The organism is Pseudomonas sp. Bout1 (genome assembly GCF_034314165.1).
Classification (GTDB): domain Bacteria; phylum Pseudomonadota; class Gammaproteobacteria; order Pseudomonadales; family Pseudomonadaceae; genus Aquipseudomonas.
On the sequence record NZ_JAVIWK010000001.1, the window covers coordinates 2,007,534 to 2,034,274 of the forward strand.

27 protein-coding genes and 1 pseudogene are annotated in these 26,741 nt (G+C 59.4%); 13 read left to right on the plus strand and 15 right to left on the minus strand.

The window, feature by feature from the left end; all coding sequences use genetic code 11:
• Positions 1 to 37: 37 nt before the first annotated feature.
• The 3 genes from RGV33_RS09125 to RGV33_RS09135 are packed head-to-tail and all read left to right on the plus strand — an operon-like array spanning position 38 to position 3,282.
• Positions 38 to 1,288, plus strand: coding sequence for a lipoprotein-releasing ABC transporter permease subunit (locus RGV33_RS09125; protein WP_322143984.1), 1,251 nt, complete (start codon positions 38 to 40; stop codon positions 1,286 to 1,288).
• Positions 1,289 to 1,295: 7 nt separating this feature from the next.
• The gene (gene lolD / locus RGV33_RS09130) at positions 1,296 to 1,979 is read left to right on the plus strand and encodes a lipoprotein-releasing ABC transporter ATP-binding protein LolD (RefSeq protein ID WP_322143985.1); all 684 of its coding nucleotides are present in this window, start codon (positions 1,296 to 1,298) and stop codon (positions 1,977 to 1,979) included.
• Positions 1,980 to 2,037: 58 nt separating this feature from the next.
• Complete coding sequence (locus RGV33_RS09135; RefSeq protein ID WP_322143986.1) at positions 2,038 to 3,282, plus strand: lipoprotein-releasing ABC transporter permease subunit; 1,245 nt, start codon at positions 2,038 to 2,040, stop codon at positions 3,280 to 3,282.
• Positions 3,283 to 3,397: 115 nt separating this feature from the next.
• Here RGV33_RS09135 and RGV33_RS09140 read toward each other — a convergent pair whose 3' ends face one another.
• Complete coding sequence (locus tag RGV33_RS09140; protein ID WP_322148642.1) at positions 3,398 to 4,750, minus strand: heavy metal sensor histidine kinase; 1,353 nt, start codon at positions 4,748 to 4,750, stop codon at positions 3,398 to 3,400.
• Entirely contained in the window at positions 4,750 to 5,430 is a 681-nt protein-coding gene (locus RGV33_RS09145; protein WP_322143987.1) for a heavy metal response regulator transcription factor, read from the minus strand. Before RGV33_RS09145 ends, RGV33_RS09140 begins: the two co-directional genes overlap by 1 nt.
• Before the next feature lie 195 nt (positions 5,431 to 5,625).
• Here RGV33_RS09145 and RGV33_RS09150 point away from each other — a divergent pair, with 195 nt between their 5' ends.
• Both RGV33_RS09150 and queF read left to right on the plus strand, forming a co-directional pair.
• Positions 5,626 to 6,111, plus strand: a complete 486-nt coding sequence (locus RGV33_RS09150; RefSeq protein ID WP_322148643.1) for a cupredoxin family protein — start codon at positions 5,626 to 5,628, stop codon at positions 6,109 to 6,111.
• A gap of 57 nt (positions 6,112 to 6,168) precedes the next feature.
• Positions 6,169 to 6,999, plus strand: coding sequence for an NADPH-dependent 7-cyano-7-deazaguanine reductase QueF (queF, locus tag RGV33_RS09155; protein ID WP_322143988.1), 831 nt, complete (start codon positions 6,169 to 6,171; stop codon positions 6,997 to 6,999).
• Positions 7,000 to 7,059: 60 nt separating this feature from the next.
• On the opposite strand, the gene RGV33_RS09160 is transcribed toward queF, so the two are convergent.
• Together RGV33_RS09160 and RGV33_RS09165 are read right to left on the minus strand one after the other, a co-directional pair.
• Complete coding sequence (locus RGV33_RS09160; RefSeq protein ID WP_322143989.1) at positions 7,060 to 7,326, minus strand: DUF4404 family protein; 267 nt, start codon at positions 7,324 to 7,326, stop codon at positions 7,060 to 7,062.
• Between the two features lie 110 nt (positions 7,327 to 7,436).
• Positions 7,437 to 8,048, minus strand: coding sequence for an HAD family phosphatase (locus tag RGV33_RS09165; RefSeq protein ID WP_322143990.1), 612 nt, complete (start codon positions 8,046 to 8,048; stop codon positions 7,437 to 7,439).
• 195 nt (positions 8,049 to 8,243) lie between these two features.
• Here RGV33_RS09165 and RGV33_RS09170 point away from each other — a divergent pair, with 195 nt between their 5' ends.
• From RGV33_RS09170 to rssC, 3 genes are all read left to right on the plus strand, one after another.
• Positions 8,244 to 8,933: a VacJ family lipoprotein gene (locus RGV33_RS09170; protein WP_322143991.1), complete on the plus strand. Its 690-nt coding sequence runs from the start codon at positions 8,244 to 8,246 to the stop codon at positions 8,931 to 8,933.
• A 346-nt stretch (positions 8,934 to 9,279) separates the two neighbouring features.
• Positions 9,280 to 10,461, plus strand: a complete 1,182-nt coding sequence (gene rssB / locus RGV33_RS09175) for a two-component system response regulator RssB (protein WP_177089715.1) — start codon at positions 9,280 to 9,282, stop codon at positions 10,459 to 10,461.
• Positions 10,461 to 10,943, plus strand: a complete 483-nt coding sequence (gene rssC, locus RGV33_RS09180; RefSeq protein ID WP_068587814.1) for an anti-sigma factor antagonist RssC — start codon at positions 10,461 to 10,463, stop codon at positions 10,941 to 10,943. The genes rssB and rssC overlap by 1 nt, the downstream gene beginning before the upstream one ends.
• A gap of 87 nt (positions 10,944 to 11,030) precedes the next feature.
• Here rssC and tal read toward each other — a convergent pair whose 3' ends face one another.
• The 3 genes from tal to RGV33_RS09195 all read right to left on the minus strand — a co-directional run bounded on the left by tal (position 11,031) and on the right by RGV33_RS09195 (position 13,471).
• Complete coding sequence (gene tal, locus RGV33_RS09185) at positions 11,031 to 11,957, minus strand: transaldolase (protein WP_322143992.1); 927 nt, start codon at positions 11,955 to 11,957, stop codon at positions 11,031 to 11,033.
• Between the two features lie 275 nt (positions 11,958 to 12,232).
• Complete coding sequence (gene dusA, locus RGV33_RS09190; protein ID WP_322143993.1) at positions 12,233 to 13,228, minus strand: tRNA dihydrouridine(20/20a) synthase DusA; 996 nt, start codon at positions 13,226 to 13,228, stop codon at positions 12,233 to 12,235.
• A 105-nt stretch (positions 13,229 to 13,333) separates the two neighbouring features.
• Positions 13,334 to 13,471 (minus strand): hypothetical protein, encoded by a 138-nt coding sequence (locus RGV33_RS09195; protein WP_322143994.1) that lies wholly within the window; start codon positions 13,469 to 13,471, stop codon positions 13,334 to 13,336.
• A gap of 247 nt (positions 13,472 to 13,718) precedes the next feature.
• On the opposite strand from RGV33_RS09195, the gene RGV33_RS09200 reads away from it, so the two are divergent.
• A complete protein-coding gene (locus tag RGV33_RS09200; RefSeq protein ID WP_322143995.1) occupies positions 13,719 to 13,940 on the plus strand; it encodes a hypothetical protein in 222 nt (73 codons plus the stop codon).
• Positions 13,941 to 14,041: 101 nt separating this feature from the next.
• Here RGV33_RS09200 and RGV33_RS09205 read toward each other — a convergent pair whose 3' ends face one another.
• Positions 14,042 to 15,229 (minus strand): MFS transporter, encoded by a 1,188-nt coding sequence (locus RGV33_RS09205; protein WP_322143996.1) that lies wholly within the window; start codon positions 15,227 to 15,229, stop codon positions 14,042 to 14,044.
• Positions 15,230 to 15,719: 490 nt separating this feature from the next.
• Here RGV33_RS09205 and mqo point away from each other — a divergent pair, with 490 nt between their 5' ends.
• The gene (gene mqo / locus RGV33_RS09210) at positions 15,720 to 17,366 is read left to right on the plus strand and encodes a malate dehydrogenase (quinone) (protein ID WP_322143997.1); all 1,647 of its coding nucleotides are present in this window, start codon (positions 15,720 to 15,722) and stop codon (positions 17,364 to 17,366) included.
• Between the two features lie 89 nt (positions 17,367 to 17,455).
• Here mqo and RGV33_RS09215 read toward each other — a convergent pair whose 3' ends face one another.
• Together RGV33_RS09215 and RGV33_RS09220 are read right to left on the minus strand one after the other, a co-directional pair.
• Positions 17,456 to 20,545, minus strand: coding sequence for an HD domain-containing phosphohydrolase (locus RGV33_RS09215; protein ID WP_322143998.1), 3,090 nt, complete (start codon positions 20,543 to 20,545; stop codon positions 17,456 to 17,458).
• A gap of 45 nt (positions 20,546 to 20,590) precedes the next feature.
• On the minus strand, positions 20,591 to 21,439 hold the full coding sequence (locus RGV33_RS09220; RefSeq protein WP_322143999.1) for a LysR substrate-binding domain-containing protein: 849 nt from the start codon (positions 21,437 to 21,439) through the stop codon (positions 20,591 to 20,593).
• 97 nt (positions 21,440 to 21,536) lie between these two features.
• On the opposite strand from RGV33_RS09220, the gene RGV33_RS09225 reads away from it, so the two are divergent.
• Together RGV33_RS09225 and RGV33_RS09230 are read left to right on the plus strand one after the other, a co-directional pair.
• A complete protein-coding gene (locus RGV33_RS09225; RefSeq protein WP_322144000.1) occupies positions 21,537 to 22,436 on the plus strand; it encodes a DMT family transporter in 900 nt (299 codons plus the stop codon).
• Between the two features lie 159 nt (positions 22,437 to 22,595).
• Complete coding sequence (locus tag RGV33_RS09230; RefSeq protein WP_322144001.1) at positions 22,596 to 22,925, plus strand: hypothetical protein; 330 nt, start codon at positions 22,596 to 22,598, stop codon at positions 22,923 to 22,925.
• Between the two features lie 15 nt (positions 22,926 to 22,940).
• On the opposite strand, the pseudogene RGV33_RS09235 reads toward RGV33_RS09230, so the two are convergent.
• The 3 genes and pseudogenes from RGV33_RS09235 to RGV33_RS09245 form a co-directional block, all read right to left on the minus strand.
• Positions 22,941 to 23,162: pseudogene (locus tag RGV33_RS09235) on the minus strand (hypothetical protein); the annotation flags it as partial.
• Positions 23,163 to 23,178: 16 nt separating this feature from the next.
• Positions 23,179 to 23,574, minus strand: coding sequence for a type II toxin-antitoxin system VapC family toxin (locus RGV33_RS09240; RefSeq protein WP_322144002.1), 396 nt, complete (start codon positions 23,572 to 23,574; stop codon positions 23,179 to 23,181).
• Entirely contained in the window at positions 23,571 to 23,813 is a 243-nt protein-coding gene (locus RGV33_RS09245) for an AbrB/MazE/SpoVT family DNA-binding domain-containing protein (RefSeq protein WP_322144003.1), read from the minus strand. The genes RGV33_RS09240 and RGV33_RS09245 overlap by 4 nt, the downstream gene beginning before the upstream one ends.
• Positions 23,814 to 23,983: 170 nt before the next feature.
• Here RGV33_RS09245 and RGV33_RS09250 point away from each other — a divergent pair, with 170 nt between their 5' ends.
• Positions 23,984 to 24,376: a RidA family protein gene (locus RGV33_RS09250; protein ID WP_322144004.1), complete on the plus strand. Its 393-nt coding sequence runs from the start codon at positions 23,984 to 23,986 to the stop codon at positions 24,374 to 24,376.
• Between the two features lies 1 nt (position 24,377).
• Here RGV33_RS09250 and ppnN read toward each other — a convergent pair whose 3' ends face one another.
• Together ppnN and RGV33_RS09260 are read right to left on the minus strand one after the other, a co-directional pair.
• A complete protein-coding gene (gene ppnN / locus RGV33_RS09255; protein ID WP_322144005.1) occupies positions 24,378 to 25,751 on the minus strand; it encodes a nucleotide 5'-monophosphate nucleosidase PpnN in 1,374 nt (457 codons plus the stop codon).
• A 147-nt stretch (positions 25,752 to 25,898) separates the two neighbouring features.
• Positions 25,899 to 26,723: an aspartyl/asparaginyl beta-hydroxylase domain-containing protein gene (locus RGV33_RS09260; RefSeq protein ID WP_322144006.1), complete on the minus strand. Its 825-nt coding sequence runs from the start codon at positions 26,721 to 26,723 to the stop codon at positions 25,899 to 25,901.
• Positions 26,724 to 26,741: the final 18 nt, after the last annotated feature.

Here is a 26,741-nt window from a genome sequence, read left to right on the forward strand (position 1 = left end):
ACAAGGACGTCTTCTTTTCCTCCGAACAAGCCCCGACATGTTCAGACCTCTCTTCGTATTTATTGGCACGCGTTATACCCGTGCAAAACGTCGCAATCATTTTGTGTCGTTCATTTCCTTGACCTCGATGATCGGGCTCGCCCTTGGCGTTGTCGTGATGATCGTGGTGTTGTCGGTGATGAACGGCTTCGATCATGAGATGCGCACGCGCGTGCTGGGCATGGTGCCCCACGCGACCATCGAGTCGGGTGAGCCCATCAGCGACTGGCAAAGCCTGGCCGCCAAGGTCAAGCAGAACCCCAAAGTGCTGGCGGTCGCGCCGTTCACCCAAATGCAGGGCCTGTTGACCAACGACGGCAAGGTGCAGAAAGTCCTGCTCAATGCCATCGACCCGGCGCAGGAACGCAACGTCTCGATCATCGATAACTTCATGCAGCAGGGCAAACTGGACGACTTGTCGCCCGGCAGCTTTGGCATCGCGATCGGCGACAAGGCCGCGGCCAAGCTCGGCGTGGGTATCGGCGACAAGCTGACCTTCGTCGCCCCGGAAGTCACCGTGACCCCGGCCGGCATGTTCCCGCGCATGAAGCGCTTTACCGTGGTCGGCATCTTCCACGTCGGCGCCGGTGAGATCGACGGCTACCTGGGCCTGACCAACCTGACTGACCTGGCCCGCCTGCATCGCTGGAAGCCGGACCAGGTCCAGGGCCTGCGCCTGAAGTTCAACGACCTGTTCGACGCGCCGCGTACCTCGTGGGAAATCGCCCAGCACCTGGGTGAAAACCAGTACTACGCCCGCGACTGGACCCGTACCCACGGCAACCTGTACCAGGCCATCCGCATGGAAAAAGCCATGATCGGCCTGCTGTTGCTGCTGATCGTCGCCGTGGCGGCCTTCAACATCATCTCCACGCTGGTGATGGTGGTGAACGACAAGAAGGGCGATATCGCGATCCTGCGCACCCTAGGCGCTACGCCGGGGCAGATCATGGCGATTTTCATGGTGCAGGGCACCGTGATTGGCGTGGTGGGTACCTTGATCGGCACTGCGGTGGGGATTCTCGCCGCGCTGAACGTCAGCGCTGCCATCGCCGGCCTTGAAGTGTTGATTGGCCACAAATTCTTGAATTCCGACGTCTATTTCATCGATTACCTACCGTCCCAGGTGCAGAGCCAGGACGTGTTGATGATCGGTGCTGCGGCGTTGGTCCTGAGCTTCCTTGCCACCCTGTATCCAGCCTGGCGCGCGGCACGTACCCAGCCAGCGCAGGCTTTACGTTATGAGTGAATCGGGCATGAGTGAAAAAGCAATCCTGAGCTGCCGCAACCTGGGCAAATCCTACGAGGAAGGCCCGGAGTCCGTGGTGGTGCTGTCCAACCTGCAGTTGGAACTGCACCCGGGCGAGCGCGTGGCGATCGTCGGCAGTTCCGGCTCCGGCAAAAGTACCTTGCTCAACCTGTTGGGCGGCCTTGATACGCCGTCCCAGGGCAGCGTGTGGCTGGCCGGCGAAGAACTGTCGGCCCTGGGCGAAAAGGCTCGTGGCCAGTTGCGCAATCGCTCGCTGGGCTTTGTTTACCAGTTCCACCACTTGCTGCCTGAGTTCACCGCCCTGGAAAACGTCTGCATGCCGCTGTTGATCGGCAAGACCGCCATTCCCGAGGCGCTCCAGCGTGCCAAGGCGTTGCTGGAGCGGGTTGGCCTGGGCCATCGCCTGGAGCACAAGCCGGCTGAATTGTCCGGCGGTGAGCGCCAGCGTGTGGCGATTGCCCGCGCCCTGGTCAACAACCCGGGCCTGGTGATGCTCGACGAGCCCACCGGCAACCTCGACTCCCACACCGCCCAGGGCATCAAGGACTTGATGCTCGAACTGAGCACCCAGATGCGCACCGCGTTCCTGGTGGTGACCCATGACATGAGCATGGCCCGCCAGATGGACCGTGTGTTGCACCTGCAGGAAGGTCATCTGGTCGCCATCTGACCTGTTTCAAGCCCGGCGCCTGACGCCGGGTTTTCTATTTTTTCAACGGTGCCCGCGAATGTTCAGACCGTTATCGATTTTCATCGGCACGCGCTATACCCGCGCCAAGCGCCGCAACCGTTTTGTTTCGTTTATCTCGATGACCTCGATGATCGGCCTCGCCCTGGGCGTGCTGGCGATGATCGTGGTGCTGTCGGTGATGAACGGTTTCCAGCGGGAAATGAGCTCGCGCATTCTCGGCATGGTGCCCCACGCGACCATCGTTGGCGTCAAGCCGATCAGCGATTGGCAGCCGGTGGCGGCGGCGGCGATGAAAAATCCTGAAGTCACCGCTGCGGTACCGTTCACACAGATGGACGGCATGCTCTCCTACAAGGGCGGAATGCAGCCGATCGAGATCAGTGGCGTTGATCCGGCCCAGGAAGGCAAGGTGTCGATTGTGGCCCAGCATATTGTCCAGGGCCGTCTTGAAGATCTGAAACCAGGCGAGTTCGGTGTAGTGATCGGTGAGATCACAGCCCGGCGTTTCCGCCTGAACGTTGGCGACAAGCTGACCTTGATCGTCCCGGAAATCAGCAGCGCACCCGGTGGCATCACCCCGCGCATGCAGCGGTTGAATGTGGTCGGTGTGTTCAAGGTGGGGGCGGAGCTGGACGGCTCCATGGCGTTGATCCACATGGCCGACGCCGCCGAGATACAGCATTGGGAACCGAACCAGGTGCAAAGTGTGCGTCTGGCGGTGAAGGACCTGTACGCGGCGCCCAAGGTTTCGGCGGATATCGCCGCCAGCCTCGGCGCCGACTACAAGGCGGACGACTGGACCCACACCCAGGGCAGCCTGTTCAGCGCGATGAAGATGGAAAAGACCATGATCGGCCTGCTGTTGCTGATGATCGTTGCCGTGGCGGCGTTCAACATCATCGCGACTTTGATCATGGTGGTGAACGACAAGGGCGCCGACATTGCGATCCTGCGTACCATCGGCGCCACGCCACGGCAGATCATGGCGATCTTCATGGTGCAGGGCACGGTGATCGGGATCGTCGGCACCTTGATCGGCGGCATCCTGGGCGTGATCGCGGCGCTGAACGTCAGTGAACTGGTGGGGTGGCTGGAGCGGGTGACCGGGCAGCATATCTTCAGCTCGGACGTGTATTTCGTCAGCAACCTGCCTTCGCAATTGCAGGGCGGGGATGTGGTGCTGATTTGCTCGGCGGGGTTTGTGTTGAGCTTCTTGGCGACGATCTACCCAGCGTATCGGGCGGCGAAGATTGAGCCGGCGCATGCCCTGAGATATTCGTAGTTCTTAAGACCGCTATCGCAGGCAAGCCAGCTCCCACATTTGACCGCGTTCGCCAGAACAACTCAGTCTAATGTGGGAGCTGGGCTTGCCCGCGATGAGGCCGGTACAGCTTGCATCAATACCCCCGCGGCAACGCCATCACAAACCGCGACCATCCCGTCCCCGACTCACAGAAAATCTGCCCGCCATGGGCCCGCACAATCGACTGGGTAATCGCCAGCCCCAGCCCTGCATGCTCGCTACTCCCTTCATGACGCGCCGGATCTGCGCGGTAAAACCGGTCAAACAACCTTGGCAGCAACGCCTCCGGAATGCCTTCCCCGGTGTTTTCCACACTCAGCGTCACGCCTTGCATACCCTCGGCAATCCGCACGCTGACTTCGCCACCCGGCGGGGTGAACCGCAGTGCGTTATCCAGCAGATTGGAAATCGCCCGGCGCAACATGCTGCGGTCGCCTGAGGTATTGGCGGCGCCTTCCCGAACCAGCCGCACCTGGACGTCCTCTGCCAGTGGCGTAAAAAATTCCAGCAATGCGTCCACTTCGTCCGCCAGCATCAGTTTTTCGCGCTTGGGCATCAGCAGCCCATGGTCTGCCTTGGCCAGGTACAGCATGTCGTTGACCAACTGCGCCATCCATTGCAGTTCCTCAAGGTTGCTGTGCAGGGCCTCGCGGTAGTCCTCCAGCGCCCGTGGCTGTGTGAGGATGACTTGGGTCTGTGTCAGCAAATTCGACAGCGGCGTGCGCAATTCATGGGCGATGTCGGCAGAGAACGCCGACAGCCGCTGGAAGGCGTCGTCCAGGCGCCCAAGCATTGCGTTGAAGGATTGGGCCAGTTCCGCCAGTTCGGCCGGCATCTGTTCCTGGGGCAGACGTTGGGTCAGGGAGTGGGCGGACACGCTGCCAGCCACTTCGCTCATGCGCCTCAAGGGTCGCAACCCGCTGCGGGCCGCCCAGGCGCCGAGCAGGGCGGTGGCCAGGGCGGAAAGGCCGACGGTCAGCCAGATCAGATGCTGCATGCGTTGCAGGAAGTGTTGATGGTGGGTGATGTCGAGCATCAGGGTCAGCTGTGGCGAGTCGGCGTTGCCGGAAACAAGGGGCGCGTTGTACACCCGGTAATCGGTTCCGGCGTTCTGCACGCTGTGCAGGCCAGGTTCCTGGGGCAAGGTGACGCCCGGTGCACCATCGAACCAGCGCTGATTGCCGGCGGTGATGCGCAGGGCCAGGTCGGGCTGGCGATTGAGTTCTTCGCGCAGTTTCGCCTCTTGTAACGCAAATAGCTCGGGAGTGCCCGCACCCTGCAATGTGCTGCGCAACGCTATCAGCTTGCCGTCGAGCAACTGCTGGTCCAGCTCGATGAAGTGCACCTCGCTGGCGTGGTTGAACAATACGCCCGCCAACAGCGAGACCACCGCGGTACAGCCGGCAAACAACAGCGCCAGGCGGCTGGTCAGGGAAATCCGCTTGATCAACTGAACCGCTCCTCAAGCACGTAGCCCATGCCGCGCACGGTGTGAATCAACTTGTTGGGGAAGCTGTCGTCGACTTTCAAGCGCAGGCGGCGGATCGCGACTTCGATGATGTTGGTGTCGCTGTCGAAGTTCATGTCCCATACCTGGGAGGCAATCAGTGATTTGGGCAGTACTTCGCCCTGGCGGCGTAGCAGCAGTTCCAGCAGGGAGAATTCCTTGGCCGTTAGGTCGATGCGCTGGCCGTCGCGCTCCACCCGGCGGCGGATCAAGTCCAGGCGCAGGTCGGCCAGTTGCAGGCTGGTTTCCTGGGGCGTACTGCTGCCACGGCGCAACAGGCTGCGCACCCGGGCCAGCAATTCGGAAAAAGCGAAGGGCTTGACCAGGTAGTCGTCGGCGCCCAGTTCCAGGCCATGCACCCGGTCTTCCACCGCGTCCCGTGCGGTCAGGAACAGCACGGGCATGTCGAGCCCGGCGCTGCGTACCGCCTGGAGGATTTGCCAGCCATCCCGGCCTGGCAGCATCACATCGAGGATCAACAGGTCGTAGTCGCCGGTCAGCGCGAGGTGTTGGCCGCTGGTACCGTCGGCCACCAGTTCGGTGTTGAACCCGGCCTCGGCCAGGCCCTGGCGCAGATAATGGCCGGTTTTCGGTTGGTCTTCGACGATCAGCAGTTTCATGGGCGGCTCATGGTTTTACGTAAACACAGACGTTATACAGCGCGCGCCCTACAGCAGGCTCAAGCTGACAAAGTTGTAATCTAGCCGTCAGTTGGCTGGCAGCGCGGCGTTTGTAAAGTGTCCCACAGACTGATTCAGAACCTTTGGAGTGTGACCATGTTTTTGCGTAAACCCTGGCTGTTGGCTGGCTGCCTGATGGCGCTGAGTTTTCCAGTGCTGGCGTCCCCGGCCGAAACCTTCGCCTTCGGTGAGGCTGCACCCGCCGCCAAGGCCACGCGCACCGTGGAAGTGGTGCTGCAGGACATTTCCTTTTCGCCCAAGGCTATTGATGTAAAAGCCGGTGAGACCGTGCGCTTCGTATTGATCAACAAAGGCCAGTTGCTTCACGAGTTCAACCTGGGCGACGCGGCGATGCACGCTGCGCACCAGCAGGAAATGCTCAAGATGCAGGCCAGCGGCATGCTGACGGCTACCGGCATGGGCAAAATGGACCACAGTGCGATGGGCCATGGCGACATGGGCGGCATGAAACACGACGACCCCAACAGCGTACTCGTAGAGCCGGGCAAGACCGCCGAACTGACCTGGACCTTCGTCAAGACCACCGGCCTGGAGTTCGCCTGCAACATCCCTGGCCACTACCAGGCGGGCATGGTTGGCAAGCTGACCGTCAGCCAGTAAGCAACTGGGGTGCAAAGGCGGGTAGAATGGCCGCGTTTATTTAGCCAGGTTTCCGCCATGCATCCCGCAGCCGAACATTCGCCGCTGGGCAAGTCCAGTGAATACATCTGCACCTACACCCCTTCGTTGTTGTTCCCGATTCCCCGCGCCGCCAAGTGGGCCGAGCTGGGCCTGAGCGCCGAGACGCTGCCGTATAAAGGCGTGGATTTCTGGAACTGCTTCGAACTGTCCTGGCTGCTGCCTTCCGGCAAGCCCGTGGTGGCCATCGGTGAATTCAGTATCCCGGCCGACTCGCCGAACATCATCGAGTCGAAGTCCTTCAAGCTGTACCTCAACTCACTGAACCAGACTGCGTTTGCCGACGTGCAGAGCCTTGAGGCGACCTTGCACACCGACCTGAGTGCAGCCGCCGGCAAGCCGGTTGGCGTACGCATCCGCAGCCTGGGCGAGGTTGAAGCCGAAGGCGTGGTCGCGTTGCCGGGTGTGTGCATTGATGACCTGGACATTACGGTCAGCAACTATGAGCACCCGCGCCCGGAACTGCTGCGTTGCGACGATTCGCGTGTGGTGGAAGAGAGCGTCCACAGCCATCTGCTCAAGTCCAACTGCCCGGTGACCAGCCAGCCTGACTGGGGCAGCGTGGCGGTGGAGTATCGCGGTGCGGCGCTGGACCACGCCAGCCTGCTGGAATACCTGGTGAGCTTTCGCCAGCATTCGGACTTCCATGAGCAGTGTGTGGAGCGGATCTTCCTCGATCTGCAGCGTTTGCTCAAACCGGAGAAACTGACGGTGTATGCGCGGTATGTGCGTCGCGGTGGGCTGGATATCAACCCGTATCGCAGCACTGAAGATCTGCAGTTCCAGAACTTGCGCCTGGCTCGTCAGTAGCCTTCACACAAAATAAATGTGGGAGCGGGCTCGCCCCCACGTTGGGTAGGTGCCCGGCTGTTAGATCCCGATATTACCCAGGGTCAGCACAATATTGCGCAGGGTCCCGGCGATGCCCGGGTGGTCCAGTTCGAAGCGCTCTACCGCCTGGTTCACACCGTCGGCGATACTCGGATCCTGAATGGCGCCTTCCAGCGGCTCCTGAACCTCCAGTTCAGCAATCAATGTTTGCAGCTCTTCGCGCTTTTCGAGTGGCATTTCTGGATTCTGATCCAATTGCTCGCGCAAAATTTTGACCTGTTCTTGCAGTTGTTCGCGGGCAGGCATGGCGTTCTTCCTTTTATCGATAGGCACTGGCATAGACCGCGGCACGCCGTGAAAGGTCTACGGGCTGACCTGTAGATTAATCCACTGGCGCCGACTGTGCATGATCTCGATCAGGGCTTCTCGCCTTTGAGCTGGCGCAGGCTGATGTCTGCCAGGCAGGTGTGCAGTTCGCCGAGGTGGTCAATTACCGAATGCACGCCCAGGCCATAGAGCGCGACAGTGGCTTTGGCACGCTTATGCTCGCGTTCCTTCTCGCTGAGTGCTTGCCATTGCTCCGTAGAGACCCCGCACAGTGAACCGCAGGATGCCAGGCCGATGGTCCACAGGCCGGCGTTGAGCCCCGATTGCAGCAGGCGCGGTTCGCCGCTGACCAGGACGCAGCCTTCAAGGCGTTCGATGTTCAGTTCCATCAACGCTTGCCAGCATGCGTGGGGCGCGGGCCAGCGGGTAGAGGAGGGTTTGGCGGCCTTGATCCAACGTGGTAACCCCGCGGCCAAAGGCATGCAAACCGAAACAGGTAACTCATCCAGCCATGCGCAAGGAACGCGCTGTTCTTCGAGGCTGCGCAGGATTTTGAGGGCGCCGACAGTGGCATGGGAGTCGCTTGAGCGCGCAGAGCCGGCGCGGGCCTGGGAACCAAAATCCACCAGGCAGCCACTAAGCCCGAACAGTACGGCCGTCAGGGACGGGACACTGGCAGTAACAATTTCGGCGTGTGGCATTTCGACGTCCCTGAAATAACAGTGACGCTACCGAACGCTGATGACAGGCAAGTTACATCGGCTGTAATTGTAGGAATTTTGTGCATTTGCCGAATGACATTTCTGCAAGGCTGCCTAATCCGACACTTCCGTCATATACTGACGGCCTCATTCAGGGCATAGCGCCCATGACAGACCATTCAAGGAGTTCAAGCTATGCGCTGGAGCCAATGTCTAGCTCAGCTAACCGTGTGTGCCAGTGTGTTGCTGGTTCCTTTCGCGGCCCAGGCGGCCTCGGAAGATGATCCATGGGAAAGCATCAACCGCCCGATCTTCACCTTCAACGACACCGTTGACACCTACGCCCTCAAGCCTTTGGCCCAAGGGTATCAGTTCGTCACCCCGCAGTTCGTGCAGGACGGTGTGCACAACTTCTTCCGCAACATCGGCGACGTCGGCAACTTTGCCAACGACGTGCTGCAACTCAAGCCGCATGCTGCCGGCGTCGACACTGCCCGCCTGCTGATGAACACCACGTTCGGCGTGCTGGGTTTCATTGATGTCGGCACCAAAATGGGGCTGCAACGCAACGACGAAGACTTCGGCCAGACCCTCGGCCACTGGGGTGTCGGCAGCGGTCCTTACGTGATGCTGCCGCTGCTGGGCCCAAGCACCCTGCGTGACGCGCCGTCCAAGTACGTGGACAGCTACACCGAACCATACCGCTACATGAATGATATCGACTGGCGTAACAGCACCATGGGGCTCGACATTATCGACACCCGCGCCAGCCTGCTGTCTTCCGAGAAGCTGATCAGCGGCGACAAATACACCTTCATCCGCAATGCGTACCTGCAAAACCGCGAGTACAAGGTCAAGGACGGCAAGGTTGTAGACGATTTTTAAGCCTCGGGCTTGAATGCAGAAGGCGGCCCTCGGGCCGCCTTTTTTGCGAGCGGAATTTGAGGTTTGCCGGTGGGTTACGTCCTTACTTTGCGTCGCGGTTTTATGCGTTCTTATAACCACCGGTGATTTGCGATGTAAAGACGCCCGGCGACCATCGCCATGAGCTTGAAACCCCTGGCGGATGGGAGTACCGTCTGCGCCTTAGAAGGGCACCTCTGCTTTACCTTTGTGCATGGGCAATATCCCGGCGCTTTGTAGGACAGAGAGGCTAGAAAGCGAATCCAGTAGTGAGCCCGGCCATTGTCGAGCTGCCTACGCCAACCTAATTCTGGCGCCGTTTGCCCACATGCAGAAAACCAGTGCCACGCTGCTGATAATCGATGACGACGAAGTAGTGCGCGCGAGTCTCGCGGCCTATTTGGAAGACAGTGGCTTCAGCGTCCTGCAGGCCAGCAACGGCCTCCAGGGTCTCCAGGTATTCGAGCGCGACAAGCCCGACCTTGTGATCTGCGACCTGCGCATGCCTCAGGTGGGCGGCCTTGAGCTGATCCGCCAGGTGACCGACCTTTCCCCGCAGACGCCGGTGATCGTCGTGTCCGGTGCCGGCGTGATGAACGATGCCGTCGAGGCCTTGCGCCTGGGCGCCGCCGACTACCTGATCAAGCCCCTGGAAGACCTGGCGGTGCTGGAGCACTCGGTGCGCCGCGCCCTGGATCGTGCACGGTTGCTGCTGGAAAACCAGCGTTACCGTGAAAAGCTCGAAACCGCCAACCGCGAACTCGAAGCCAGCCTGAACCTGCTCCAGGAAGACCAGAATGCCGGTCGCCAGGTGCAGATGAACATGCTGCCGGTGAGCCCGTGGACCATCGACGAGTTCAAGTTTGCCCACCAGATCATCCCGTCGCTGTACCTGTCGGGTGATTTTGTCGACTACTTCCGCGTTGATGAGCGGCGTGTCGCGTTCTACCTGGCCGACGTTTCCGGCCACGGCGCCTCCTCGGCATTCGTGACCGTGTTGTTGAAGTTCATGACCACACGGCTGTTGTTCGAATCCAAGCGCAATGGCACCTTGCCGGAGTTCACCCCTTCGCAAGTGCTGGGCCACATCAACCGGGGCCTGATCAGCTGCAAGCTGGGCAAGCACGTGACGATGGTCGGCGGCGTGATTGATGAAGAAACGGGTCTTTTGACCTACAGCATTGGCGGTCACCTGCCATTGCCGGTTTTATACACTCCAGACAGTGTGCGTTACCTGGAAGGGCGTGGTTTACCAGTGGGCTTGTTCAATGAAGCCACCTATGAAGACCACATCCTGGAGCTACCGCCGACATTCAGCCTGACGCTGATGTCCGACGGTATCCTGGACCTTTTGCCAGAGCCTACACTCAAAGAGAAAGAAGCCGCCTTACCCCAACGGGTCAGGTCGGCGGGCGGCAGCCTGGATGGCCTGCGGCAGGTTTTTGGATTGGCCACGCTAGGGGAGATGCCGGATGATATCGCCCTATTGGTGTTGAGCAGGAATCTTTGATGAGTACCGGAAGAATCCAATTCGCCGAGCAAGACGGGACTTTTGTCCTGAAGTTTGTCGGTGAAGTGCGCCTTACCTTGTGTTCGGCGCTGGACGCGACGATTGAGCGGATCTTCACAGCCTTGAATTTCTCGGCGATCGTGATCGATCTGACCGAAACCCGCAGCATCGATAGCACCACCCTTGGGCTGTTGGCCAAGTTGTCCATTCTGTCTCGGCAGAAGGTCGGACTGCTGCCGACTGTCGTCACCACCCACGAAGACATCACCCGTCTGTTGCAGTCCATGGGTTTTGATCAAGTGTTCAACATCGTTGACCGCCCGATCCCGTGCCCGGAATGCCTGACCGACCTGCCATCCCAGGACCAGTCCGAGGAAGTGGTACGGATCAAGGTGCTGGAAGCCCACAAGATCCTGATGGGCTTGAACGACTCCAACCGCGAGGCGTTCCACGACCTGGTGAATGCGCTGGAGCGCCACTGAGTTTATAGCTGCCTCTTTTAAAAAAGAGCCAGGCACGAAAAAGGGCGGTACCCGCGAGGGTACCGCCCTTTTTGCCGTCGCCCGTTTTTAGAGCTTGGCGGTCAACAGCGCTTCGAGTTTTTCCTGGTCACGGGCGAACTGACGAATGCCCTCGGCCAGCTTCTCGGTGGCCATCGCATCTTCGTTGGATTCCCAACGGAACTGCGCTTCGGTCAAGTGCACACGAGCCTCACCTGCATGGCCTGGCGCCAGCTTGCGCTCCAGCTTGCCATCGTCGGCAGCCAGTTTCTCCAGCAGGTCCGGGCTGATGGTCAGGCGGTCACAACCGGCCAGCTCTTCGATCTGGCTCAGGTTACGGAAGCTCGCACCCATTACCACGGTCTTGTAGCCATTGGCCTTGTAGTAGTTGTAGATGCGCGTCACCGACTGCACGCCCGGATCATCGGTACCGGTGTAGTCGTTGCCGTTGGCCTTCTTGTACCAGTCGTAGATACGGCCCACGAACGGCGAAATCAGGAACACGCCGGCTTCAGCGCAAGCCACGGCCTGGGCGAAGGAGAACAGCAGCGTCAGGTTGGTCTGGATGCCTTCTTTTTCCAGCTGCTCGGCGGCGCGGATGCCTTCCCAGGTGGAAGCGATCTTGATCAGCACGCGGTCGCGGCCAACGCCGGCCTTGTCGTACAGGTCGATCAAACGATGCGCGCGCTTGAGTACCGCGTCGGTATCGAATGACAGGCGGGCATCCACCTCGGTGGAAATACGGCCGGGCACCACTTTGAGGATTTCCTGGCCGACGGCTACCGCGAAACGGTCGCTGGCCAGGCCTACGTCGCCGTTGCAGTCGGCAACGCACTCATCCAGCAGCTTGGCATACGCCGGGATCGATGCGGCCTTGAGCAGCAGGGAAGGGTTGGTAGTGGCGTCTTGCGGCTTGAGCTTGGCGAGAGTCGAAAAATCGCCGGTATCGGCTACTACGGTGGTGAATTGCTTGAGTTGTTCCAGCTTGGAAGTCATGGGCGTGCTCTGTCCTGTGGGTCTGATGACATTACCCGAGCGCTGACAGCCGCTCAAGGGCGCAAATGCATTCGATCGTTTGCGAGGGCAACAACCTGAAAACAGCCGTTTGAATCACCGGCCAGTGCTGAATAAGAGGCCAAAACAGCCAGCAGGTTCAACCTGACTGCCCGATGACCACCCAACCTCCCTGATGTACTCCCATCCAAATGTGGGAGCGAGCTTGCTCGCGAAAGCGCAGTGTCAGCCTCCAGATAAACCCACTGACACCCCAATCACCGCCCCTCCAACAATTCCCCAGCCTTATCCAGCAACGCCAGCGGATCACTGGCCTTATGAATATCCACCGACAACAACTGCCGAAACTTCCGCGCCCCCGGGAAACCGGTCCCCAGCCCCAGTACATGGCGGGTGATGTGATGCATCGAGCCACCTGTCGCCAAGTGTTCGGCTATATAAGGACGCAACTGCGCCAGCGCCTCCGCACGGGTGATCACCGGCGCGGTGCTATCAAACAGCTGTTGATCCACTTCGGCCAGCAAATACGGATTGTGATAAGCCTCGCGACCGAGCATTACACCGTCAAAGGTCTGCAAATGCTCCTGGCATTGCTCAAGCGTCTTGATCCCGCCGTTGAGAATGATCTCAAGCTGCGGAAAATCCTGCTTCAACTGCGCGGCGACGTCGTAGCGCAAGGGCGGGATGTCCCGATTTTCCTTCGGTGACAGACCTTCCAGAATCGCAATGCGCGCATGCACGGTGAAACTGGTGCAGCCCGCGTCCTTCACCTGGCCGACGAAATCGCATAGCTCGGCGTAACTGTCCCGGCCATTGATACCGATGCGGTGCTTAACCGTCACGGGGATCGAGACCGCGTCCTGCATGGCCTTCACACAATCCGCCACCAAAGCAGGATGCGCCATCAGGATCGCGCCGATCATGTTGTTTTGCACCCGGTCGCTTGGGCAGCCGACGTTCAAGTTCACTTCGTCGTAACCGGCGTCCTGGGCCATACGGGCGCAGGCGGCCAGGTCCGCGGGGACGCTGCCGCCCAACTGCAGGGCGAGTGGATGCTCGGCCTCGTTGTGGCGCAGGAAGCGTTCGTGGTCGCCGTGGAGGATCGCGCCGGTGGTCACCATCTCGGTGTAGAGAAGGGTGTTTTTGGAGAGCAGGCGCAGGAAGAAGCGGCAGTGTCTGTCAGTCCAATCCATCATAGGTGCAACGGAGAAGCGACGGGAGAACGATGGGGTTGGTGCGATAGGTGAGGACATTGGGATCTGAGGTGGAAAAGGCGAAGGGCGGACAGTTTAACAGGAATGGGTCCACTCCCGTGGCCGGCAGTGCCAGAGCTTCAGCCACCCTGGCACGGTTTCAGCCTATTTCTTTTGTTTGTCAGGCGCTTGAGTCAGAGCCGACGCCGCCACAGATTTTACATCCGGCGGCGTGCTCGGATCCGCCAGCAGCTTTGCTGCTTTTGACGCGACGCTTTCACTGGTTTTTTCGTCTTTAGCCATTACCTGAGGTTCCCTGAATATAGGTCGCCGGATCATCTGAATTGATGCCCGGTCGGATTTAATATGTAGGAGCTAACTGTTGATATCGCCAATCAGAATATGTGCCGGGATAATTCGTCGCCAAAACGACATCAAGCTGAACCAACACTGTCGCCCGGTAAGGTTTCATAATTCTCACGGATGTTAAGGCCTACGCTCACACCGACAAGAGGGTATGCCCACGCCTCCAGTCCACAGGGAATTTAAAATGATCTCCAATCTCGTCAAAGTCGCGATGGTCGCTGGTACGTTGCTGTTGGCTGCTTGTTCGTCGGGTTCATCGGGCGTGAGTAGCGACCCTTGTTTCACCGGCGGATGCCAGGCCTTTGGCGACCACAGCCCCAGCAAAGCCGCCAAGATGAGTTTTGGGGGCAGTGCGCTGGGGAGTAGTTATGGGGAGTATGGTTCGGGGTTGTTGCATGATGACTGACTGAGCGAGTGGGGCAGTCATTTACTGGGTGACTGACCCACCGCTTTCGCGAGCAAGCTCGCTCCCACATTGGATCGTGGGCGGGCTTTGGAGGTGTGGCGTTAGTGCCCGCCCTTCATACGTCGTGCGATCAGGTAGATGCCCAAGCCAACAAGTGCCGTGGCCGCGCCAATGTAGCCCGTGCTGGTCCACCCATACCCCGCCGTAATCGCCATCCCACCCAACCACGGGCCTAGCGCATTCGCCAGGTTGAACGCCGCGTGGTTGGACGCCGCCGCCAGGCTTGGTGCTTCATGAGCAATATCCATCAAGCGGATTTGCAGCGGTGCGGCCATGGCAATCATGGTGCCGACCAGACCGATGCCCAGCAGTACGCTCCACAGCGAACTCGCGGCGAAGGTGAAGAAAATCAGCACGGCCATCGACCACACGATGATCCAACCCACTGCGCGAAATTGCAGGCGGTCAAACAGCTTGCCGCCGGCGATGTTGCCAATGATGCCGCCTACGCCAAACGCAGCCAAGCCGAATGGGATCCACTGCGGCGACACTTTGGTCACCTCCAGCATGGTCGGCGCCAGGTAGCTGAACACGCAAAACATCCCGGCAAACCCAATAGCGCCAATCGACAGCGCCATCCACACCTGTGGTTTGGTGAAGGCGCGCAGTTCTTTGCGTGGGTCGCTGCGCGGTTCGTCGTGGCGGTCCGGGACGAATTGCCACACCAGCGCGATGGTGCACAGGGCGATGGCGCTGACCAGCGCGAACGCCGAGCGCCAGCCAAAGTGTTGACCGAGGAAGGTGGCGATGGGGTTGCCGAGCAGCATGGCCAGGGTCAGGCCCATCATTACGCGGGCCACGGCGCCGGCGCGTTTGTCGTTGGGCACCATGCTGGAGGCGACCACGGCGGCGATGCCGAAGTAGGCGCCGTGAGGCAGGCCGCAGATAAAGCGAAAAGCCACCAGTGAGCCGAAGGTCGGGGTAAATGCCGTGGCCAGGTTGCCCAGGGCATACAGGCCCATCAGCAGCAGGAGCATGTGTTTGCGCAGCAATTTGGCGCCGAGGATCGCCAGCAGTGGAGCGCCGACCATCACGCCTAACGCGTAGGCGCTGATGGCATGGCCGACCTGAGGTTCGCTGAGATTGAGGTTGTGGGCGATGTCGGGCATCAAGCCCATGATGGCAAATTCGCCGGTGCCGATCGCGAATGCGCCCACGGCCATGGCAGCTTCCATTTTGGCGGCGCTGCGCGCGGGCAGCACGTGCCCGGGAGTTTGGTGGATAGACATGGATCGCTCTGTTTGGATGGATGACACGGTGCAGAGCCGACGATGCTACGCAAGCGGCGGTGAAGGTGTCTAGAACGGCGTGACGCGTGATCGTTCAGTTTCATCAAGGCGCCTGTGACGCCACGTCGCGGCCGCCAGGCTTGACACGCTCGCGCCAAAACCCGCGATTTAGAGCTGTCAATTGGCCAAACAGCGCATATCGGCCGCCTGCCGTGATATTCTGCGCGCCGTCCTGGTCTAGTCTTTCCTCCGTGCGTACACCCGTATACGTCCCGGCGGTTGGCTGTCGCCCAGGTAGCTGAAGCCAATAATGATAAGAAGTCAGCGCAGAAGGGACATAAAAGTGAGGTCGATGCATCGACCTTGTGTGCCCACCCTGCGGCCCTCATGAATGTGGAAACCTGCGGTGCGTTGCCTGGCGCGGCGTAAATCAGGGTCTCCCAGGATCAGGGGCAGTGGGGCGGATGGCGTTTTATCATAGGTGCTACTGATGTTTAAAAAAGTAAACACTGCCCTGCTGGGGCTGGCTTTGTCGATGGGGATCACGTCCGTTCACGCGGAAGAGGCAGAGAAAGTCGATGTGCTGCTGATCGGCGGCGGCATCATGAGTGCAACCCTGGGTGTGTGGCTCAACGAGCTGCAACCAGACTGGTCGATGGAGATGGTCGAGCGCCTGGATGGCGTGGCCGAAGAAAGCTCCAACGGCTGGAATAACGCCGGTACCGGTCACTCGGCCCTGGCTGAGCTGAACTACACCCCGGAAGACAAGAACGGCAACGTTGAAATCCCGAAAGCGGTCGAGATCAACGAGGCGTTCCAGATCTCCCGTCAGTTCTGGTCCTGGCAGGTCCAGCAGGGCGTCCTGAAGAACCCGCGTTCGTTCATCAACTCCACTCCGCACATGAGCTTCGTGTGGGGCGATGACAACATCAAGTTCCTGAAGAAGCGTTACGAAGCGCTGCAAGCGAGCCCGCTGTTCGCCGGCATGCAGTACTCCGAAGACCGGGCGCAAATCGCCAAATGGGTCCCGTTGATGATGGAAGGGCGTGACCCGAACCAGAAAATCGCGGCCACCTGGACCCCGATCGGTACGGACGTGAACTTCGGCGAGATCACTCGCCAGTTCGTCGCTCACCTGCAAACTACGCCGAAGTTCGACCTGAAACTGTCGAGCGAAGTGCAGGACATCACCAAGAACGCCGACGGCACCTGGCGTGTCAGCTACAAAAACCTGAAAGACGGCAGCAAGACTGAAACCGACGCCAAGTTCGTGTTCATCGGCGCAGGCGGCGGTGCACTGCACCTGCTGCAGAAGTCGGGCATTCCTGAAGCCAAGGAATACGCAGGCTTCCCTGTGGGTGGTTCGTTCCTGGTGACCGATAACCCAACGGTTGCCGAGCAGCACCTGGCCAAGGCCTACGGTAAAGCTTCGGTTGGCGCACCGCCGATGTCGGTTCCGCACCTGGACACCCGTGTGCTGGATGGCAAGCGTGTGATTCTGTTTGGCCCATTCGCCACCTTCTCGACCAAGTTCCTGAAAGAAGGCTCGTACCTGGACCTGCTGACCAGCACCACCACCCACAACATCTGGCCAATGACCAAAGTGGGTATCCGCGAATACCCGCTGGTCGAGTACCTTGCCGGCCAACTGATGCTGTCGGATGACGACCGCTTCAACGCCCTGAAAGAATACTTCCCGAACGCCAAGAAAGAAGACTGGCGCCTGTGGCAAGCCGGTCAGCGTGTGCAGATCATCAAGCGTGACGAAGAGCAGGGCGGCGTCCTGAAACTCGGTACCGAAGTGGTCAGCTCCGCCGACAACACCATCGCAGGCCTGTTGGGTGCATCGCCAGGCGCGTCCACCGCGGCTCCGATCATGCTGACCGTGCTGCAGAAAGTGTTCAAGGATCAGGTGGCTTCCCCGGCCTGGCAGGAAAAGCTGCATCAGATCGTGCCTAGCTACGGCACCAAGCTGAACGACAGTCCTGAAGCTGTGGCTAAAGAATGGGCCTACACCGCCAACATTCTGCAACTGACGCCTCCACCAGCGATTCCGCAGCTGACCGCTCCTAAGGCCACCGAGGCTGCCCAGCCTGCGGTTGAGCCGAGCAAGCCAGCTTCTGACCTCGCGCTGTAAGACGTTGGTGGGGGCCTGGCTCAGGACCCCGCCGATGTAAAAAGCCCGCTGAACCGGTAACGGTCAGCGGGCTTTTTGTTGGCTGTGGGTCAAGCGTCTTCTGGGCTGTTCAGGTCCAGGTAGGGCTGGATGTCCACGGTGTCAATCAACTCGTCGGGCAGGTAGCGCCTGGCGTATTCAAGGTAGATTCCCGAGCGCAGGAACAGGTCGAAAACCTGCGGATCAATGTGCTGGTCCTGTTTCATAAAGCCCATGATCTTGATCGCTTCCGACAACTTCTTGCCCTTTTTGTAGGGCCTGTCGACGGCCGTCAGTGCCTCGAAAATATCCGCGATGCCCATCATGCGTGCCGGCCAGCTCATTTGCTCACGGGTGAGGCGTTTCGGGTAGCCGTTGCCGTCCATTTTTTCATGGTGGCCGCCAGCTATTTCCGGGACTTGCTGGAGGTGGCGCGGGAACGGCAGTTTTTCCAGCATGCTGATGGTCTGGATGATGTGTTCGTTGATCTTGTAGCGCTCTTCTTCGGTCAGGGTGCCGCGGCCAATACACAGGTTGTATAGCTCTCCACGGTTATAAAGGTGCTCGGGAACCTTGACCTTGAAGCCATAAGGATTGTCGTCACTGAGGGTTTCACGCTCGCTGCGCGGGAACAGGTGGTCGGGGCGGTCGGCCAATAACGGTTCCAGGGTGGGAAGCTCTGCTTCAGCCGAACGTTGTTTACGCGCATTTTCTTCATGGGAGACGCCGAGACGGTCCGACAGTGTGCGTCGCCACGTGTAGTTGGCCAGTTGCTGCATGCGCTCAACGCGCTCCGGCGCCATGAACTCCCCGCCGATATTGCACTGGGCCACAAAGACGAAATCGTCATCCAGTTGCGCCAGTTTTTCGGTCAATTCGGTTTGTAATGCTTCGGCTGCGCCGCCAGCGGCGAGACCTTTCCAGTAGTCGAGTTCGGCGTCGCGCTTGAGCACCTCGAAGCGCATCCGCACCTCGTGAATGCGGTCATACAGTGTTTCAAGTTTGGTGGCTTTGTCGACTACGTATTCAGGCGTAGTGACTTTGCCGCAGTCGTGTAGCCACGCCGCAATATGCAACGCTTCCCACTGTTCTTCACTGAGCGCGAAATCCTTGAATGGCCCGTCTTTTTCCGCGCAGGCCGCATGGGCGAGCATTTTGGTGAGTTCGGGGACGCGCTGGCAGTGGCCGCCTGTGTAGGGGCTTTTGGCATCGATCGCACCGGCAATCAATTGGATAAACGACTCCAGCAGCGTCTTCTGCTCGTCAATCAGCCGCTGGGTGTTAAGGGCGATGGCGGCCGTACTCGACAGTGCTTCTACGAATGCCATCAGCGAGGGTGTAAGTGCTCGCTCGTTCTCATCCACGAGCAAGGCCAGGGCACCCAGTAATACACCGTTGCGGTCCTTCAGCGGTAACGCCCAAAGCGTCAGTGACGTTTGGATATCGCCCAGAAAACCAAAGTGGGTCTGAAGTTGTTCCCGGCTTAATCGCTCAGGTTTTGCCAGGGGTGTGTTCAGGGCCTGCACCAGCGGATCGCCCGGGTTATCGGCCAGTTCAATTGGCGTATCCTCGGCTGTTTCCCGCAGCTGATCGCCCCAACGCACTCGCGCCACTTTCAAATGGCTGGCATTGGCATCAGCCAGATAGATCAAGCCGCCTTGGGCACCGGTGATCCCCTGCATTTCCATCAGCAAACGCGCCAGCAGGTTCTGAAAGTTGGTCTCGCTGGACAGCACCCTCGACAGTTCCAAAAAATGCTGAATGGTCGTCTTCATGCTGCCCATCGCATGCGCCAGGTCGATCACTTCAGCGATATTTGATTTAACTTGCGTGGACGCTTCAAAGTTGAACTGTTCTATCTGCCCCGCTTGTTGGGTCAATGCTGCCAGGGGCCGGGATGCCGCCCGAGACATTGCCAGCGCAACAAGGATGCCCACGGCAAGAAACGCGAGGGAGATGAGCAAGCCTTTGTTTCGAGTGGCGATGGCATCGGCCATGAGCTCTCTATAGGGCGTTGTCATCCATAGCGCGAGATTTCCGGTGTCTGCCAGCGGCAGTTCAACGCGCATGCCTTGCCATTCACCGTCGCGCGTACCGAGGCTTAATCGGTCGTTGTGTTGGGTGGCCGCTGCCGCCACAAATTGTTGAGTCACCGGCAGACTTAGCTCATCCAGGCGCGCCAGGCGGTTTTCGCCATTACTGGTTGAGATCAAACGCGATCCCTTTTCAGAGCTGATCACCTCGTTCTTGCTATTGAGTATGGTCAGGTGCGACCCCGGGGTTATTTTGGCCGACAGCAGCAGTCGGTCGATGGAGTGCAAACTGATATCAACGCCCACAACCCCGGCGCCATTTTGTGTCGGCTGGGCAAAACTGACGCCGACTTCTCCTGTATCGAAAAACGGATATGGCTCTGTTACAAAAAGCTTTCCCTGGGACTTTGCCCCGTCGTACCACGGGCGTGTGCGCGGGTCGTACTGATCACCAGGATCGGCCCGGCGCTCCAGGACGGATAAGTCTTGCGCCAGGTACAGGTATTCACCAGCGTGCTTGCCGTCACGCGCGTGAATGTTCTGTACGACCCAGGCGGTACCTGGCAGGGGCAAGAACCTGGGATCGAGGGTTGAGCTTTCACTCCCGCGAAACACCATGAAGAAGTCGCCGGTGCCATAGCCTATGTATGCGCTCTGCACCGCAGGCTGGCTCTTGAGCAGGGTCACCAGAAACGGGATGCTGTCGAGCCGTTCTTCCAGCGTGGTGGCGTTCATCAAGCGTTGTTGGGACAGCAGGCCCGCGCTGAGTTCGGCGGGACCGTAGAGGTTTTGTAATTCCTTGAGAGTGAGTTGCCCGGCAATCTCGAAGCGCAGACGTGCTTCATCAGCCATGAACCGCTTGGTCTGCAGGAACTGATAGCTGAGGTTGATCAGTGCAAATAGCACCAGTAACCCGACGAACAGATAGGAGATATGCACGTAGAGCGGGACGCGACGAGATGGCATGTGCAGCAACCCTTCGAAATGGTTCGTCGTGTGACTATAGGTCGTATTTGCGGGGCCCGCGGCGCGTAAGGATCGGCCGGATACGATACTCGCCAGCGGGTTTCTACAGGGTTTACTGTCTGGGCGTGTACCCGTCACCGGCGGGCAGCGCCACTGCGCCACGCTGCGGCGATTTGTCGACGCGGTGCTGCTGCGGTTCGGTTCGTCCTAGACGCTGAAGCCGGCTTTGACCTGCTCATGCACATGCAGCGCCAACAGGTTGCTGCTATCGCCCAGCAGGTACAGGTGATGCACCGGCAATGGGGGCAATCCGGCCCTGGCAATCACACGGGTCAATCCCTTACCCATCCGGCTTTCTTCCATCAGGCCCACCGCCATCCCGCTGCGGATACAGGCCTCAACGGCGGGCGAACTGGCGCTTTCCAGTAGCACCCGGTAGTAAGTGCCGTGCTCCTTCAGCGCCCGAATCGCCGCAGCCCGATAAGGGCAGCCTGACAGTTGCACGGCAATCGGCAGCGGCGCCTGCTGTGGATAGCTGAAGTGTTCGGCGGCGACCCACAGCGGCTGAATTTTCCCCAGGCGTTCGCCTTGCTCCAAAGGCTGGGCGCTGACAACCAGGGCCAGGTCCAGTTGCTTGCTGTTGAACAATGCGAGCAATTCGCCGCTGGAGCGCGCTTCCACCTCCAGTTCCAGCAGCGGGTTGTCGGCGACCAGACGGGGCAGAAAATCCTGCATGAAGTCTGGCGCATACGAGTCAGGTAAACCCAGGCGGATTTTGCCCTGCATGCGTTGCGGCGTAAGGGACGCCAGCAAACGGTCGTGGCTCTTGAGGAACTCGGTGGTTTCACCGAGGAGTTTCTTGCCATACATGGTCAGCTCAACCCCTTGGTTGTTGCGGCTGAACAGGCGTTGGCCAACTTGGTCTTCGAGCTTTTGAATCTGAGTGGTCACGGTCGAGGCACTGCGGTGCACGTGATTGGCCGCTTCGTTGAATCGCTGAAAGCGGGCCACCGCGTGGAAGGTGCGCAACAGGTCGATGTTCAGGTGTTTGCTCATGATTCCACTTTTAAGGATTAGTGGTGCAGCTTATTCAAATATACAGAATCATGCGCGGCCCTTAGCCTTTCGGTCAATCAAGCCAACCGGAGGTTCTATGAAACGATCAACCTTGGGGCTGCTGCTGTTACAGGTGGTGTTCGTGCTGTCGTGGAGTTCGGGCTTTATCGGCGCGAAATTGGCGACCCGCAGCGATGGCATTTTTAATGTGCTGTTCTGGCGGTTTTTGTTGGTCTCGGTGTGCCTGGCGGTGTTTTTGAACGTGCGGCTGCTGAAGGTTTCCTGGACGTGCATCCGCCATCACGCGGTGATTGGTTTTCTCTCGCAGTTTCTCTATCTGACCTGTGTCTACGTGGCGATCCAGAACGGTTTGCCGCCGGGGATTGCGGCGATCATTGCGGCATTGCAACCGTTGATGACGGCTACTTTGTCATCGGGCAGTGTGGCCGAGCGCAGTGGCGCCTGGCAGTGGCTGGGGTTGGTGATCGGTTTCGCCGGTGTGTCGATTGTGATCGCCGGGCAATACCGCAACGGCGGCACCGACGTCGGGTTGGTCACCTATTTACTGCCGCTGGTGTCGGCGCTCGGTCTCACCGTGGCCACGCTGTACGAACGACGGGCGGCACGGGCTCAGTCCGGCGACCTTGGCCTGGCGTTGTTTATCCAATCGTTGTTGACCTTGATCGGCTTTAGCGCAGCAGTGTTGTACACCGATACGTTGAGTATTCCTCGATCCCCGGACGTATTGATCTCCATCATTTGGCTGACGGTGTTTTCTACCTTCGTCGCTTACCTGAGCCTGTGGCTGTTGCTGCGGGTCATGACGGCCACCCACGTGGCGGCGTTGGTGTACCTGGAGCCACCAGTGACGCTGGTGTGGGCCGCCGTGATGTTTGGCGACGTGATTCATGCATCGACGTACGCAGGGATCGCCGTGGTGGTGGCGGGGCTGATTCTGGTCCGCGTTAAACAGCCAGCGGCCGTGTGTACCTCCTGAAAAGGTCAGTTTTTCTTTACCTTAAGTCTGCCTGTGGGTTCAGCAACCTGACAGTTGGCACCTGTTAAAAAGTCTTATAGCCAAGCAGGAGCGCGGCTGGAACAAGGGGGCATTTTTTTACTGGAATAAACGCTGGGCGGTGACGCCCGAGGGTTCTGTATGTTGTTACGTTATGCGGCATTGGCGGCGTTGGTCGTCGCGGCTTCCGGGTGTGTAGAGGAGCGGGTCGTGCATGATCGACGACCGGTGCAGCGTGAATATGTAGAAGTCGTCGCGCCACAACCGCCGCCGGTGCAGGTTATCGAGGTCGAGCCCGAAGGGCGGCCGGGCTACCTGTGGTCGCGCGGTTACTGGCGTTGGGAAGGCGGGCGTTATATGGCCGTGCATGGCCACTGGGAGCCGCAGCGCCCAGGCTATCGCTATGTGCATCCGCATTGGGTACAGAGCAATGACGGCTATCACTGGCAGGGCGGCGGTTGGGTTCGCTGACCGTTTTCCGGTGGCTTAAATCGGCTTCTTTGTACCCAAAAGCCGAACTTCCCTGAGCAGCGCCGCGCCCAACTGGCCGGTGCCCAACTCCTTGTAACCCACCGCTTTTACGTCGCCGTTCTCTTCTGCCTGGGTGAGAATCACCGGTGTTTGCTTGCCTGTGCCTTCGTCAACATGCAGCGCGTATTGCGGGATATCCAGGTTGATCGGCGTGCCGGCGGCCTTGCCCTTCACGTTGCCGCAACGCGGCGTTTCAGGTCAGCCGCCGCATGCCCGTAGCCTTGGCTGCGTCGAGGTCAAATGTCGCGGTATATTCGCATCCCGCTGCGTGGGCACAGCGTTCAATCAGGCAGTCGGCGAAATCGCCTTTGGTGCCTGTAAATCGCCGCAGTGCCTGCCAGATAACTTCCGCGTGCTCTACGGTCAGTTCCCGAGTGCGTAGCAGCGTCTCCAGGACCGCAACCACATCGCTCTTGGCTGACTGGTAGCAGGACTGCAGGACCCACACCAATTCCACCACTGAAACCAGGCTGACAAAACCCGGTGAGGCCGTGGTGAGGGATTCGATCAGTCTGGATGCCTTTGGCGATTGAACAGGATCATCCTGGGTGACGTAGCGCACCAGCACATTGGTATCCAGTCCGATCATCGCGCTTTTGCTCCCTGTGCAGCGATGGCCTGGTGCATTTCTTCGAGGCTGACGGGCTTGGCGGGTTTGCGGATCAGCCCCTTGAGGTCCGTCACCGTTTTGCTGGCCGCGATGATCGCAAATTTACCATCTTCCATTTCGACAAACTCGACGCGGTCACCAGTGTCCAGCCCAAGTGCGGCCCGGACTTGAACGGGGATAGTGATTTGTCCTTTTGATGTGAGTGTGGCGGTAGCCATGTTGACAGCCTCTCTCGTGATACTCCTTACCTTAGGGTAAGGAATAGGGGAGGGCAAGATAAATTGGTCCATAGGTTGCTCATCTGGCATAGGTGGGTGGGAACAGGTAAAACGATAGTCCGAACCATCCCCATCGACACGCCTGATAACGGCCTGAAGAGATACAACATATGACGGATCGCCAGCTCATCATCCCCGCTGCCATGCGCCCCATCGTCGAGCGCGCCGGCTACGTCCCGGCGGTAAAAGTCGGCAAGACCCTCTACTGCGCGGGCCAGGTCGGCCGTACGCAAAACCTGGAAGTCATCACCGACCCCGAGGCGCAATTCGTCGCCGCCTGGGAGAGCCTGCGGCGGGTATTGGAGGAAGGTGGTTGTACGTTCGAAGACGTGGTCGACATGACCACCTACCACGTGAACATGAGCGAACACATGGCGGTTTTCCGTGAAGTGAAAAACCGCCTGTTCCCCCGCGGGTTGTGCGCCTGGACAGTCATCGGTGTATCAGAACTGGCTAACCCAGGCTTGCTGCTGGAGATCAAGTGCGTCGCGGTTCAGCGCTGACTCACTGCACCACGCGATAGCACGGCACATAGGCAGCGCCGCCCGGCAGTTTCATCCGGTGCTGCTCCACAAATGCCTTCAGCAACTCATCCAGCGGCTTCATGATCGCCGGGTCGCCATGGATCTCATACGGCCCGTTCTGCTCGATCAGGCGAATACCCTTGTCCTTGACGTTGCCCGCCACGATCCCCGAGAACGCCCGGCGCAGGTTGGCCGCCAGTTCATGGGGCGGCAGCGCGTGGCTCAGTTGCAGGCTGGCCATGTTGGCGTGGGTGGGGTCGAACGGGCGCTGGAAGCCCTCGTCGATCTTCAATAGCCAGTTGAAGTGGAACGCGTCGTTGCGCTCACGGCGGAACTGTTTGACCGCTTTCAAGCCGGCGGTCATCTGCCGTGCCACTTCAGCCGGGTCATCGATGATGATCTGGTAATGGGCCTGGGCCGCGTCCCCCAGGGTTGCGCCGACAAACGCGTGCAGCTGTTGCAGGTACGGCGCGGCGTGTTTCGGCCCGGTGAGGATCACCGGGAACGGCACGTCGCGGTTGTCCGGATGCATCAGGATGCCCAGCAGGTACAGGAACTCTTCAGCCGTGCCCGCGCCGCCCGGGAAGATGATGATGCCGTGACCGACGCGCACAAAGGCTTCCAGGCGCTTTTCGATGTCCGGCAAGATCACCAGCTCGTTGACGATCGGGTTCGGTGCCTCGGCGGCGATGATCCCAGGCTCGGTCAGGCCCAGGTAGCGCCCGCCGGTAATGCGTTGCTTGGCGTGGGAAATCGTCGCGCCCTTCATCGGGCCTTTCATCACGCCAGGGCCGCAGCCAGTGCACACGTCGAGGCTGCGCAGGCCCAGTTCGTGGCCGACTTTCTTGGTGTATTTGTATTCTTCGGTATTGATCGAGTGCCCGCCCCAGCACACCACGATCTTCGGCTCCACGCCCGGGCGCAGGGTGCGGGCGTTGCGCAGCAGGTGGAACACGTAGTCGGTGATGCCCTGGGAGCTGCTCAGATCGATGCGCTGGCTGTCCAGTTCGTTTTCGGTATAGACAATGTCGCGCAGGGCGCTGAACAGCATCTCACGGGTACTGGCGATCATTTCGCCATCCACGAAGGCGTCAGCCGGGGCGTTCAGCAGTTCCAGGCGCACGCCGCGGTCTTGCTGGTGGATGCGCACTTCGAAATCTTTGTAGGCGTCGAGGATGGTCTTGGCGTTGTCGATATGCGCGCCGGTGTTGAGGATGGCCAGGGCGCATTGACGAAAGAGGGTGTAGATGCTGCCGGTACCGGCTTCGCTCAGTTGCTGGACTTCACGTTGCGACAGCGTTTCAAGGCTGCCTTTAGGGCTTACGGAGGCATTGATGACTTGTCTTTGGGGCATTCTGATTCCCTGAAAGCACAGCCACCGGACCATGGAAGGCCAGTGGCTTGAGGAGAGTACGCGCCGTTTTCGGTCGCATTGGACGGTTATTTTCCTCGGCACTGGAGCCGAGCGCAAACACCGTCGCGCACCATCATGCCGCAGAAGTTACTGAATCAGCTTCCAGTTTTTGTAGAAAAACCGCCGCAAGGTAAAGACCGCTCCGGCAAAGCCCGCGATCAGGCCATTGAGCAGGGACGGTACCCGGGTTGGCCGCACGATATCGATGAACAGGCAGTAGCGCTTGGCATCGTTCTTATTGAAGGAGGCATGCATCAGCGTGTCATCGAAGATAAACAGCGGGTTATCGTGCCAGTAATGCTTGTGCTTGCCGACCTGGATGTAAACGCCCTCGTGATGCGGTGCCGGTGCCATGTTGTAGAGCACGCGGAACATCATGCGCAGCGGGCCGAAGTGAAACGAGGTGGAGCGGTTTTCATTGAATACCGACACGCCGATGGTTTTCACGTAGGGCAGTTTTTCCCGCAGTTGCGGGATATCCAGGCTGGTCTCGATCGGGCGGCCGTACCATTGGAAGAACAACATGCCGCGCTTTTTCTCGGCCATGCGCTCATCCAGGTAATGGATGATTTCGTCTTTGTTGGCCATCGCATCGTCGATGACCTTTTGCAGGTCTTCGCGCCAGGCCGGCGGCAGGTCGTTCATTTTATAAACGTGGCGATTACGCTGGCTCACCAGGTCAAACAGCGTATTGAACGGCGCCAGCAGCCAGGTATTGCGGCCGTTGCCGATGAAGTACTTTTTAATGGTCGCACCGTCGTACAGGCCATTGCGCAAAAAATCGTACAGCCCGCAGAACACCACCAGCAGCAGAAACACCAGGGTGGTGCGCGGGAAGCAATAAATGAACAGCAACACGCCAAGTACCCAGGCGGCGGACGCCAGGCGTTTGCGGATGACACTCTTACTCATGAAACGTGGCTCCATCGG